This is a genomic window from Aeromonas sp. sia0103 (assembly GCF_963895295.1).
GTDB classification, from domain to species: Bacteria; Pseudomonadota; Gammaproteobacteria; order Enterobacterales; family Aeromonadaceae; genus Aeromonas; species Aeromonas encheleia.
The window spans coordinates 69741-82429 of the sequence record NZ_CAWQKG010000033.1; the positions used below are offsets into that span (position 1 = coordinate 69741).

General features: G+C 53.0%; 12 protein-coding genes and 1 pseudogene. 5 read left to right on the plus strand and 8 right to left on the minus strand.

The annotated features are described in order from the left end of the window. Nucleotides 1-157: 157 nt before the first annotated feature. The 3 genes from AACW18_RS11625 to AACW18_RS11635 all read left to right on the plus strand — a co-directional run bounded on the left by AACW18_RS11625 (nucleotide 158) and on the right by AACW18_RS11635 (nucleotide 2691). Complete coding sequence (locus AACW18_RS11625) at nucleotides 158-1408, plus strand: tyrosine-type recombinase/integrase (RefSeq protein WP_218388998.1); 1251 nt, start codon at nucleotides 158-160, stop codon at nucleotides 1406-1408. A 186-nt stretch (nucleotides 1409-1594) separates the two neighbouring features. Beyond that, complete coding sequence (locus AACW18_RS11630; protein WP_218388731.1) at nucleotides 1595-1945, plus strand: DUF3653 domain-containing protein; 351 nt, start codon at nucleotides 1595-1597, stop codon at nucleotides 1943-1945. A gap of 314 nt (nucleotides 1946-2259) precedes the next feature. After that, complete coding sequence (locus AACW18_RS11635) at nucleotides 2260-2691, plus strand: DUF2158 domain-containing protein (RefSeq protein WP_218388732.1); 432 nt, start codon at nucleotides 2260-2262, stop codon at nucleotides 2689-2691. A gap of 246 nt (nucleotides 2692-2937) precedes the next feature. Here AACW18_RS11635 and AACW18_RS11640 read toward each other — a convergent pair whose 3' ends face one another. The 8 genes and pseudogenes from AACW18_RS11640 to AACW18_RS11675 form a co-directional block, all read right to left on the minus strand. Next, complete coding sequence (locus AACW18_RS11640; protein ID WP_218388733.1) at nucleotides 2938-4080, minus strand: HNH endonuclease; 1143 nt, start codon at nucleotides 4078-4080, stop codon at nucleotides 2938-2940. Nucleotides 4081-4624: 544 nt separating this feature from the next. Then, on the minus strand, nucleotides 4625-5827 hold the full coding sequence (locus AACW18_RS11645) for a zonular occludens toxin family protein (protein ID WP_218388734.1): 1203 nt from the start codon (nucleotides 5825-5827) through the stop codon (nucleotides 4625-4627). A gap of 3 nt (nucleotides 5828-5830) precedes the next feature. Further along, nucleotides 5831-6145, minus strand: coding sequence for a DUF2523 family protein (locus tag AACW18_RS11650; RefSeq protein WP_218388735.1), 315 nt, complete (start codon nucleotides 6143-6145; stop codon nucleotides 5831-5833). 3 nt (nucleotides 6146-6148) lie between these two features. Beyond that, entirely contained in the window at nucleotides 6149-7375 is a 1227-nt protein-coding gene (locus tag AACW18_RS11655; RefSeq protein ID WP_218388736.1) for a hypothetical protein, read from the minus strand. 129 nt (nucleotides 7376-7504) lie between these two features. Next, nucleotides 7505-7717, minus strand: a complete 213-nt coding sequence (locus tag AACW18_RS11660; RefSeq protein ID WP_042653774.1) for a hypothetical protein — start codon at nucleotides 7715-7717, stop codon at nucleotides 7505-7507. A 304-nt stretch (nucleotides 7718-8021) separates the two neighbouring features. Beyond that, nucleotides 8022-8342, minus strand: a pseudogene (locus AACW18_RS11665) (hypothetical protein). Nucleotides 8343-8369: 27 nt separating this feature from the next. Then, on the minus strand, nucleotides 8370-9842 hold the full coding sequence (locus AACW18_RS11670) for a replication initiation factor domain-containing protein (RefSeq protein WP_218388737.1): 1473 nt from the start codon (nucleotides 9840-9842) through the stop codon (nucleotides 8370-8372). Beyond that, entirely contained in the window at nucleotides 9829-10080 is a 252-nt protein-coding gene (locus AACW18_RS11675) for a hypothetical protein (RefSeq protein WP_042653778.1), read from the minus strand. Before AACW18_RS11675 ends, AACW18_RS11670 begins: the two co-directional genes overlap by 14 nt. 124 nt (nucleotides 10081-10204) lie before the next feature. Between AACW18_RS11675 and AACW18_RS11680 the strand changes: the two genes are divergently transcribed. Both AACW18_RS11680 and AACW18_RS11685 read left to right on the plus strand, forming a co-directional pair. Then, nucleotides 10205-10594: a helix-turn-helix domain-containing protein gene (locus tag AACW18_RS11680; protein WP_218388738.1), complete on the plus strand. Its 390-nt coding sequence runs from the start codon at nucleotides 10205-10207 to the stop codon at nucleotides 10592-10594. A 53-nt stretch (nucleotides 10595-10647) separates the two neighbouring features. Continuing rightward, nucleotides 10648-12624 (plus strand): Lon protease family protein, encoded by a 1977-nt coding sequence (locus AACW18_RS11685; RefSeq protein WP_042653780.1) that lies wholly within the window; start codon nucleotides 10648-10650, stop codon nucleotides 12622-12624. Nucleotides 12625-12689: the final 65 nt, after the last annotated feature.

The window sequence follows — 12689 nt, forward strand, 5'->3', positions numbered from 1 at the left end:
CTAACGCGACCGACCGGCAGTCTATGCCAGAGCAGTCCAGCCGACCCTGATGCCGATAACCCCATTTATCGGCATCAGGGTCGAGCGGCCCCCAATCTCACTTCAGTCCACAAGAACCACAAGCGCTACCATGATCCATCCGTCACTTCCGCCCGCCATGCCGCTGTTCGACAACTTGCTCCATCTGGAGGCGGGCAACCCCCAGGTTAACCAGTATCTGGCCAATCTCAGCCTGGGCGGCGTGCCCGACGCCGGCCTGGTCTATGAGCTGGCCGTCGACTGGCTGCTGGAGCAGCGCCATAGCGAGAACAACTACAAGACCTATCGCAGCGAGCTGACCACCTTCCTGCATTGGTGCTTCAGCGAGGTGGCCATCAGCCCGAAGGATCTCACCAGGCGCATCATGATGCGCTATCTCGACTACTGCCAGGCACCGCCACAGGTGCTGATCGCGTATCGTAACGTGGCCCAGTTCATGCTCGACAAGGAGTGGGGTGAGCGACTGCCCAACCCCCAGTGGCGGCCATTCCTGGGCAAACGGGAACTGGGCCTGGAACTGCCATATCGTCTGAGCGAGCAGGCGATGAAGACCAAACTCGCCATACTGTCGGCCTTCTTCCAGTTCCTGATCCAGGAAGAGTACATGGACCGCAATCCGGCGCTCTTGTTGCAGCGGGTGAAACGGCCCGTCAGCCAGGATGCCGACGATCAGGGTCAATCTTTTACTGAATTGCAGTGGTCCTATGTGATGCAGGCCACCGACCAGCTGGCGGACGAATGCCCGGCCCAGCACGAGCGCAGTCGGTTCCTCATCAGCCTGATGTATGCCTGCTATCTGCGTATCTCTGAGGTGGCGGCCAGACCCGGCTTCAGCCCGGTCATGAGCCAGTTTCGCCGAGACAGCAAGACGGGCGTCTGGGGCTATTACATTCCACGCAGCAAGGGCGGCAAGCGGCGCACCGTGGCCGTATCCCAGGCCTTGCTGGAGGCTCTCAAACGCTATCGCACCTTTCTGGAACTCTCGCCGTTGCCTGCGCCCAACGAACAGACACCGCTCTTCGTCCGCCACAAGGCGGCAGCCCACGGCCGGGAGCAAGGTGAGCTGAATGCCAACCTCGGGATCCGCCAACTGCGGGATCTGGTGATGACGGTACTGGAGCAAGCGGCCAGCCTGGCCGAGCTGGACGGTTTTCCTCAGGATGCGGCCGAGATGCGCCAGCTGACACCACATTCCATCCGCCACACCGGCATCACCCACGACATCAACTTGCATGGCCGGCCGTTGTCCCACGTACAGGCCGATGCGGGGCACGACAGCATCGACACCACCTCCAAGTATCTGCACACCGGCAACTGCGAGCGCCACGAGAGTGCCAACCATAAACCGCTGGATCGTCTACATGAATGAGGCCGCCACTTACTAAAGAATCCAGATTGCCGTTTGTGGACGACCCACACGATGGCAATGAAAACGCCAGCGCCCATGCTCCACACCAATAACCGCGCATAATGTCCGGTTTGGTTAAATGCCCATTCGAAGCTTGCCGATAAGCCACTCCACGCAATTTTGCTGGTTTATCAGGTATTTACTTGGATGGAACGAGAGTTGACCAAAAACTTCATTTTTCGTTGGTTTGAATGCGGCTTATCTGAAGAGGAAGTGGCAAAACTGTGTTTCGTTTCTGTGAGGCAGGTCACATATTGGGATAAGGGGATTGAGATCCCACCTGCCTATAAGCGGCTTATGCGTATGGCATCTGGGCGGGAGCTGCCCACGATCTTCAAGGCTTGGGAAGGCTGGAGGATGAAGAATGACTCCCTGATCGCACCTAACGGTGTGATGTTCGATAGAAGAAGGATCGAGGCGATGGCCATCATCCAGGCAGAGCTGTCAGAGAAGCAGAGGGAGGCTTTCCACTGGAGGAAGAAGCTAGGCATCAACTAGACAGGGGAGGGGGCGAAAGCCCTCTTTTCATTTTTGCAGAATGATATGCCATAAATGCTCGACCAGGTACGCCACGCGGCAGTATCTATCACTACATACCAAGAACATTGCGATATATAAGAATACATCTAAGCATATTGACTGATTTATCCACCATCAATGGCTTGTTTTTAAGCCATTAGTTATGATGCTCACACGGGGCCCGAACGACGCTAATGCGGTACGGGATTTGTTTGTGCAAGCCCTGATGGCACGAACAGAAGCAACATTGATCAGGGTCTGTAGTTAACGCTCTGTCGGCAAAGGAGTTGCTAGTGCAAGATGATATTTGTTTTCACCCTGGTGAGTTAGTGAGGTTGCGGAGCGGGGGGCCTGACATGACGGTCAATTATGTGAGAGCAAATAATGAGCATGTTGATTGCTCGTGGTTCGACTCAACATTAGGTCCAGAGCCTTTCTATGCAACATTCAGATCGAATACGCTGAGTCTGCTTGAGGCTTTGGCCCTACACAGTCGTCAGGATGAACAGCTGCAAGCTGGGCAGGTTGTGAGGCTTCGCAGTGGTGGACCAACGATGACGATTGAGTACTACTCACGAGACAATGGCAGTGAACAGGAAGTGTCTTGCATATGGTTTGATGAGAGCAGTCATAAACTCTCTTCATCCCTGTTCCATCTACATGGCCTTGTCATCGAAGATGATCCGCAGCGAACCGAGACGCGAACCCTCGTACAGGCAGAATGATGAGGCATGCAGGAAGAATCTAGGCATTAAGGGGGCGCAAGCCCCCTTTTTCATGGCCGCAGCATGATATGCCGTGAAAGCTTGACCAGGTACGCTGCAGGACAGCACAAACCACTAAAGATGTGATCCAGGGTACCAGGAGGCTCTGTGCAACGAATTCCCCCCGTATTACTACACGGGGGGAGGGCGGGAGGTGAGACTCCAGCCTATAGTGGAAAAAAATTAGACATCGTATAGGGCAATGTACTATCTACGAAAAAGTTTTGATATAAATGGTTGCATATTATTAACTGTCTTAGTAGATATTTCTCGCGCTAATTCTTTTGTCATTTCTTGCCCAGGGTGTATCCCCAATTCATGAATTACTTTTTCGTAAGCCATAGCCGCTTCTTGTTCAATTGAAAGCATCAAAGATCTCTGACGAGATATTTTCAATGCAATAGGAAGCGCATAATTAAGTGCTGATACAAATCCATCATAATCAGGTTCGCCACATTTAATTTTCTTAACTTCTGCATCACTTAGGATTAAATCCACATCCAAATCTATTTCCTTCCCCTCAACTGGATCTATTGCATAAATAGCACTAACTTCCCCACCAGTATATTTATCAGATAGAATCATCACCAAACGACCAAAACCAAAATATTCGACATAACCAAGCAGCAGCTTTTTATTCAAATCTGATTTTACAGCAACACAATGAAACAAATGGTTATCAGGGCGATTTATAACAACATCTCTATTATAGAGAAAGTTATAAACTGGTTCTGTAATCTTTCCTCTAAGAAATTGCGCAGACAAACCGTAAGAATCAACATCCAGTCCATAATAAGCAGCTAACGCACAAGCAGACTTCACAGCAGAATACCCCACACCTTCGCCACCAAATGGTGAACCAACCTCAAGAACTGGGTTGTTTATGGTTATATGCTCTAAGTTCTCTCTGATTGAATTTAAATCTGCATGAGGGTGTTTCTTTTTTAGGCCATTAAGCATCTCTTCGGCACGCTTTATATTGGGAGCCGTAATGTGCAAATGGTATCTTCCATCAGCAAGTGGAGTCTTCTCAAGCTTAACATCAGCACTCTCTATAGAGCCGTCCGCTTTTAAACGTACTTTCCCACCACCAACCATATCGACATTCATAGCAGGTGGCTTATTACGTTGCCGCTTAATTCCAATTGTTAGTGACCACCAATTCAACTGTTTAGCTAACTCAGCTTCACCATGGTCCCCTGCCTTGCTATTACAAGGTTGACAGATAAAACCAGAGATTACCTTCCGACCACCAATTGAATTTGGAATGATATGCTCTTCAGAATCATTGCCCTCAAGGCCTTTAATAAGAATTGTGGAACACAAAGCACATTTCTTTTTTGAACTCATACCCTCACCTCGAAAATCAAGGTGGCTAAATAGATAACCACCAATAAAATACCTTTATAGGTGCTAAGGGACAGAATACACGAAATTCATCTAAAGCTCGCGAGGTGCTGCAGCGTTTACTTCCCTCAGGCTCGGAAAGCCTCAAAGACCGGTTTAGCAGGGAAGGGGGTGCCACAGCCCCTGGTAAGCACTCCAGACAAGTTTCGGCGAGCCTACCACCTTCCCAACAATGGGCCGTGGTGTGTCGCCTTATAGGGGCTAACGCCCCTGGGGATCAGTAGCCAGATTTGAGACGAGCGGCAGCAGTACGAGCACGGCGTTTAGCGCGGCAATGGTGCTGCCACTTCACCTCCAGCCCGATAAGGTGGCCCCCAAAGAGCCAGAGCAGGGGAGGCAGCGAGAACAGCGCTACCAGGACAACGCAGGCCCAACGAGCCTCGGTGGAATAGCTAGGATTGCTCCCTAGGGCTACCAGGATGGCAATATCAATGCAGACAACGACGATACCAATCACAGCAACCTCCCATTAGATCCGCAGTCATCTTTATGTCCGGTCATCGCTAGACGCCTCGCCATTCTTGGTACCAGCAAAGAGCGCCCCGTTAACCCGCTTACGCAGCGCATCCCCGTCAGGGTCACAATACACATCCACAGACTGCCCCTGGTACTCGATCACCGCATGGCACGCCGTCATGGCCTTCACGCCCACGAAATACTGGGGCCACTCCTCGGCATAGATGGCTTGTTCGTCATCGCCCTTACGCAGCGCGAAGCAATACTCGACGTTGTAGACGTCTCGATCACTTTTGGTCAGCACATGGCAGTTGATGATCAGGCGGTAGCCGGCGAACGGCCCTACAGCAAGGACGCCATCAGTAGGCGAAGCAGGAGCGCCACCAGGACGTACATCAGCAGCGGGCGAAGCACCCACCGCCCCAGGAACCGGAGCAGCGGCAGGAGAGGGCGCAGAGGCCTTAGCAGGCGCATCAACATATTCAGGCTTAATGAAGCCAAAGTATAAACAGAGTCCCCAAATCGCCAGAATAAAGAGAACTTTAGGATCTCGCAGTACCGAACTGCCCGCGATTGTATCCGAGACCTTACCGGTTGTAGTCGAGTCATAAAGCTTGAAAACATATTTCGGCACCTTATTAAATGGCTTGGCTTGCAGCACATCCGAAATAGAGGTGCCGGAGTTATCGGAGAGGTGGAGCACGGTCTTATAACGGCCACCGATACCCAATACCGCCATATTGGTATGACGAATCGCCGTTTCGGCAGCTGCGCGGATTACCTGGTGCACCTTTTTGATGTTCGGCGTCGTTAAGACAAAGTCCCAGTTATGGTGACGGTGCATATCAAAGGCCACTTCGATAGTTTCCGGTCGGCCATCATCTTTAGCGACATCTGGCCCACCAGGATAAGCGAGCCTGTCCAGGTCACTCTGGCGCCATGCTGGCGGAAATACCCGTTGCACCTCATCGACCAGGAAAAATGCCCCCTTGGGCGCCCAATGATAGAACCGCGCCAAACGGTCGCGACCTTCCTGGGATTCGGTCTCGATATAAAGCACCTCAAAGCCATCGGGTACATCCTTACCAAGCACCTCACGACAACGCTCGACCGAGAAGCCGCGCACGTTGGTAATAATGAAGCGGCCCGCTTTGATAGCCGGGATCACATCGGTATGAATGGCGCCGGACGACTTATAAGAACCAGGAGCACCGTGATGGATTTTAATCGACATGGATCACCACCCGAAGATATTAAGCATAAAGCGTGTCACAAACGCCTGAGTCATCACCGATAAGCCCTTATCGAAGTGCAGATAGAGCAATATATCGCGCACCGACTCCGGTAAATTATTGAAAGAGGTGGAGATCAAATCGCTGAATTGCAGGTTAATCAGGATTTCCCTGGCAACGTCCCAGGAAAACATCAGCATGAATAACTTGAACTCGACCCACTGAATCGCCATCTTAACCACAATCCAGGCCGTTACCTGGACAGCGAGGTTATATATGTCGTTGAATAACCCATTGAACAAATCTCCTAACCATTCCATGATTTACCTCCTGACCACTATCATTAACGCAACGAAGTAGAAAATAAACATCATGATGGCTGCCAATATTTCCCAATAGCCATCTACTTGAGGGCAGACCGAATAAGACTTACCGCCCATTGAGAACATATCAAAGCATTTAGGGGCTGATCCTGACCCACTGAGATTGAACTTGAATATATCGGCAACCTCATCCTTGATGCCCTTGTAGGCATTCTTTAACTCTTCCTTGCTCTCATCATATTTTTTATTTATTTGCCCAAGATCGAATATACACTTTATATCTCCAGTGCACAGGGTAGAGGTGTAAGTCGCCTTTTCAACATGCAACGGGCTTTGCGTCGAGCCAGGCATCTGAGAATAATCAACACCTGCACCACCTGAAGCTTGACCAGCTTGCAATAAATCGACCACTGCGAATAAATTTGAATTTATCCGCCCAAGCGTATCAGACTGCGCAGCGTTAGCCTTTACAATGTCAGCACTAATAGTGCGAAGTGTATTTCTAGAATGCCAAGTATAATCAGAAATTTGATCTACAGATGACTGGATATCCTTCATGGCTACTGAAAGAGAAAAAGGCTTATCATCCGAATCGCCGCCATCAGGCTGGCCATCAAAATCGCAATCATTATTCTTGGGGTTGGTAACGCAATTAGTTAAATACTGCAACGTCTCTTGCGTTTTCACAAGTGACGTAAGCATTTCAAATTGAGTTTTTCCAGATAATTCATTATTGCTAATTTGCGTTTTTAACGCATCAGTCACCCCCATCAAATCTCGACTAAAGGTGGTAAACGTCGCCCCCATCTGCTTATTTTGCGTAAAATTGGCATTAGCAAATAGACGAAAATCCGAATCAAGCTGCCTAAGCCCTGACGTTGTCATTTCTTGATTTTCACCGCCCACGGAGATAGGGCTCTGAACCTGCTTAAACAGTGTCCCCAGGGGATCCCATGGGCCGCCGCCATCACCACCACCAGGGTCACCGCCATCTCCGCCCCCATCGCCCCCACCGAGCTTGCATTCGCTGCCTGTCGTTTCCATAGGGCCCTTGGTGCCATCAATAGGGAACTCGACGCACACACCCGGACAAGCCACCTGACAGCCGCCCAAGCTGGAAGATTCCCATTTCACGCAGTAAGGCAGCGCCGTGCTTATCGGCACGTTGGACAGCTTGAGCCCAGCCGGACAGCTTGCAAACGCCCCCAGCGGCAGCAGAAACAGCAAATAAAGGACTCTCACACGACCCCCAATAAAAAAGGCGACCGAAGCCGCCTTGTGTCATATCGAAAACGATGATCTGTAGCCTTCGACAAAGAACAGAAACCACAGTGTCCCGATGAGCAGGGACATGGCTTAGGCCTTGCGGATGAGCCCGATGAGGATGACACACGCCACGACAGAGGCGACGACCATCATCACCTTGGGCGAGGTGGTATCCACATCAGCCTTGGCCGCATCCAGGGCAGCAGCCGCAGCGGCAGCAGCGCCACCAGTTTCAGCATTCGCAGCCATTGCAGACATGGAACAGGTCAGGGCAATACAGCCATTGCGGAAATAGTTTTGCATTTCGATTTATCCTCTTTTTGCACCTACGATTAATCGGGCAATTGCGCCCACTTTTAAACCCAGAGCCCATATAACAATGCCAGAGCTAAAGGCTATTCCTACTTCCGTCATATCGAACTGAAACCAGTTGGATATATCGGTGAGTTTGGAATGCTCCTGGAGAGTCAGGAGCACATATTGACAGCTATCCGGCTGAGCGAGTCTGATATATCCCTCAGCGGTAATATCCGTGCAGATCATGGTTTTTCCACGCTATCGTCGTCGGTCGCTGCGCGCCCTCGCTCCTCCTCCTCAGCGCGGCATATTAAAGAGGCTTCTTGGTTGGCTGGAAAGCCACCACCACGTTGCGGGTCGGATTGCTGGGGTCGGCTTCCAGGACAAGATCCACCGCCACCAATTTAGGGCAGTCAGACAGTTCCTTAATGGTGGCCGCATCATTACGCAAGGCCAATTGACGCACCTCATAGCCCTAGGAGGTGATATTGCACTCCGGCTTGTTCACGTTATTAGCAGGTGCCAGGTATTCCACCTGGGCAAAGTCATAAGGAACAGGCGAACCGGATTTGCGGGAGACGCCATAACCATGAGTCACGCGAGTGACCAGAACACCGGACAGAATAGACATTGATATTACCTCGTTGAAGAACCTTGATTAGGTCGTAAATAATGGCAGCTCACCCACATCAGGCGGGAGCGGCATCGTTAACCGCGCTGGAATATCCAACGGTTCCAGGTGCGCTGTTAATTGGTTAACGATCTTGTCAGGGGATAATCCCTCAATATTCGCTAACCAATTGACAAGGCGGCCCGCCATTCTCGACATATTGAATACGGCATTATCCCGCGATGTTTTAAAACGGTTTTTAAAGGTGGTGATCCGAATAGGCTCGTTCTCTACCTGGGCGACTTGTTCCAGCCATTTGGCAAACTGCGGATACATGCCCGCAAAATAGGGGTCTGGGTTAATCAGCACATCCAGGGGAATGATCCGGTCTTTATTGTGCAACTCGCCTTCGGCGCGTACCCAATCTGGGAAATCAGCCGACTGCATCTGTTTGCCTTTCTCATAGATGCGGGCGCACTTGCCATTGATACGGCTGCCTACGTAGAAGGAGCAGCCCTTGGAGGGCTTGAGGCCGTAGCGCTTGACGATGCCCTTGGCGACCTCAGAGGGGACGATCTCGCCGGACTGGATGGCCATCCAGCAAGGGGCATTGCCCCGTTGTGGGTGGAACTGACCAGACTCGGCCGCATCGACCGCCTTGAGGTAGCTCACCGTCTTGCCCTGGTAATCGTCCAGGGCCAAATCGACCCTGGTGATCCGAATACCAGGGATGTGAGAGATAACATCATGCAGAGCCGGCAAGTCGAGGGCCGCACAACCCACGCCTGAAAAACTCACCATGCAACCGTGGTTGGCCGCACCCCAGGCAATGAGGCCACAGGGCAGACCATCACACAGCAGGTCGGCGGAGTGAGCGTAACCGTGCAGACCGGAGCGGCGATCCCGTTTGCTGAATCGAGGGGAGGGGATAGGCACCCCAATCCGCTGATTCAGCTCCTCAAGCCAGAAATCGATCTCGGCGCAGCAGAGCGCATCCAGGAACTGGACGCCGTAGCTGTCGATGATGTCGTTATAGACGTGCCAGTATTTCGCATCGGCCACCACCTCGAACTCGGAGAAGTCGAGCAGGGCAGAGCAGACCGCCTTGAGCTCTTTGCGCATGTCGGCGCGAGACTTGTAGTCCGAGTGCAAGGCCCGCTCCATCATGTCTGTCATGGACGGGGTACACACAGGGGAGGGTGCCTTGATGATGGGCTGCGACTGTGCGGCGACCTTCTCACAAAGGCGCGCCGTGACCTTGTCGAAGTGGGTGAGGGGGTTGAACCCAGCCGGACGCTTCCACAGATAGCGCAGGCCCTCAACGGGCGCAGCAGAGAAGGCGGCCTGGATGGCCTTGTTCTGACTCTCAAAGCGCGGGATGGCCTTGAGCAGTGCGCCTTGCTTGGCAAGGTCGGTCATCCGGCGCAATTCGTCCGGTGCCCAGGTGAAAGACAGAAAGTCGATCAGGGTTTTGTTGCCGATAACCCCATTTATCGGCATCACCGAGCTATGACCAGTCATCGAAAAATACTCCCTGGTCATAGAAGCCTTGCCAGGTCTCCTCAGTCACCTCGACCAGCTCGAAAGCGGTGTCGGGGTACGTCATGGACAGGTAGATCCGCATCTCATGCAGGTCGCGGAACATCTCGACCTGGCCCGCCACACAAGCGGATATGTCGCCCGTGGGCTCATCCTGCCAATAGACCTTGCGCTCCAGGAGCGCAGGCAGATCGGTGTTTTGTGGGCTAGAGTGGGTCATGGGTAAGTCAGCAAGTTTATGAACTGACCGCATTAGATCAGTTAATTAGCGCACTGACAACCGAGGCATTTGGCCGAAAAATGAGTATGATGAACCCACTTTTTTTGGCCCAGGAGGCAATGATATGGACTCTAAATCACTGATTCAGGCTTACATGAGAGCCAAAAAGTTCAGCCAATATCAGCAAGTCGCCGCAGAGCTAGGTTTTACCAAGTCTCACATCTCAAGCCTGACTACAGGCAAGATGCAACTCACTGATGCGACTGCAAAAAAGATTGCCCAGGAAATCGGCCTGGACGTGCAAGAAGTGCTGTTAAGCCTTGCCGCCGTGAGAGCCACCGATCCCGAGCTGAAACAAGCTTGGTACGACATCCTGGCAAAGTACACAAAGGGAGCCAGTACGGCGCTAGCCCTTGGTGTGACGGTACTTCTGGCGCCAATGACCGGGCCTGACCTAACCGCGCATAATGTATATTATGTTAAATCATATAATCTTGTTTCCTGTTCCCGCTAATCGAACTGTGTATAATGGAAACAATTGATCCTATCCCCGACCGGATGTCTTAAGTGGCTGAATTAACATCAGAACAATTAAAACCCGCTTTTGCGATTGAGCAGTTTCCTACGCTCAGCGAGCTCGACCCCATCCCTTTTGCCGCCTTACAACCCAGAGCCATTTCTGGCATCAAACGACTGGCCAGTTTCGACGGTGACTGCCCGGTCATGCTGCTCAACGGCTTCCCCGGGGCCGATTATGAGAATGTCTGCCAGACGCTGATCGCCGCTTCCAATGGCAAGGATGGCGACCTGTTCGATCTCTGCTACACGGAGAACCTCAACAATCCGTTCAAGCCCATCTGGCTGCGTCTGCAACCCGGCAGCGGTTTCGAGTTTTGCGAGATGGTTGGCGAACTGCTCAAACTGATGAGCCATCACCTGGATGCCGAGCGTCTGGTCACCCGGATCATCCGCAAACAGAAAAATGACCCCAAGATCGTGGATTTTCTCTCCGATCTGGCGGCACACGTGGCCCAGGGGCTCGAATTCCAGCATCCGGTGCTCATCAATCTGTTGATCCATCATGAGGACCAGCAAGCCCCCGTCATCTATGGCCGGGACCTGAACTGGGACACCCTGTTCGGTTCTATCAACTACCAGACGGAACAAGGCTCGGTCTATGCCAACCAGCATCTGCTGGAGCCGGGCCTGCTGCGAGAAGCCAACGGTGGCTATCTCATCCTGCAGCTCGACGAGCTGCTCGATCAGCCCCATCTCTGGTTCAAGCTCAAGAATGCCATGCAAAAAGGCGAGTTGGACTGGAACGCCTATCAGGAAGGCAAGACCCTGACCCCCTTCTTTACCCCTGAGGCCACCCCGATCCGGTTCAAGCTGATCCTGGTAGGCGACCGCCTAGAGGTGGCCGAGTTCCAGATGCTGGACAGGGACATGTCGGAGCGTATCTTCCTGCGGGCCGATCTGGTGTCAGAAGTGAACATCGAAGAAGATCTGCCCGAGTTCCTGCAATACCTGGCCTGGTTGCGGCTGCGCTGGAACCTGCTGGACTTCACCCCGGGTGCCCTCCTCGCCCTGTGCCGCCATGCCAGCCGCCTGTGCGACCATCAGGAGTGGCTCGCCCTCTCCGAGGTGCAACTCGGCGCCATCATGCGTATGGCCGACAGCCTGGCTCGCGAGCTGGAGGCAACGACCGTCACCGACGAGCACATTCTGCTTGCCCTGGAAGAGCAGGATTACCGCCTCAACTATCTGGTTGAGCAGTCGGATCAGGGGGTCATCGATGGTCAGATCCTGCTGCAGACCGACGGTGAGGAGATCGGTCAGATCAACGGCCTGTCCGTCATTCAGGTGGCCGGACACCCCTATGATTTCGGTGAACCCGTCCGTCTGACCGCGACCGTGCACCTGGGGGATGGCGATGTGGCGGATATCGAGCGCAAGGCCGAGCTGGCTGGCCACATTCACGCCAAGGCGATGATGATCATCCACGGTTATCTCTCCAACAAGTTTGGGGCCGAAAACCCCTCGCCGCTCTCGGCCAACCTGGTGTTCGAGCAGTCTTACCACGAGATCGACGGCGACAGCGCCTCCCTGACCGGTCTGTGCGCCCTGCTCTCCGCCCTCGCCCGCCAGCCCATCTCCCAGCGCTTCGCCGTGACCGGCGCGGTCGATCAGTTCGGTAATGTGCAAGCAGTGGGTGGCGTGAACGAGAAGATCGAAGGCTTCTTCCGGGTGTGCAAGATCCACGGCATCACCGGCAAGCAAGGCATTATCCTGCCAGGCACCAACGCCCAGCAGCTCAACCTGTCCGATGAGGTGATTGCCGCCGTCGAGGCGGGTCAGTTCCATATCCATCCGGTGGATCATGTGGAAGAGGCCATCGAGTTGCTGACCGGCTGCGTGGCGGGTGAGCCGGATATTCCGGATACCCTGTTTGGCCGGATCCAGGACAGACTGGATGAACTCAATGGCACCGCCCCCAAGAGCGGGCTGCTGCGCAGCCTGCTTGGCCGCCTATTCGGCCTGTAAATAAAGAGATCGGAGTTGTTTAGCGCACAACTGTACGCTAAATTGGCCCGGCTTTGACTCATATG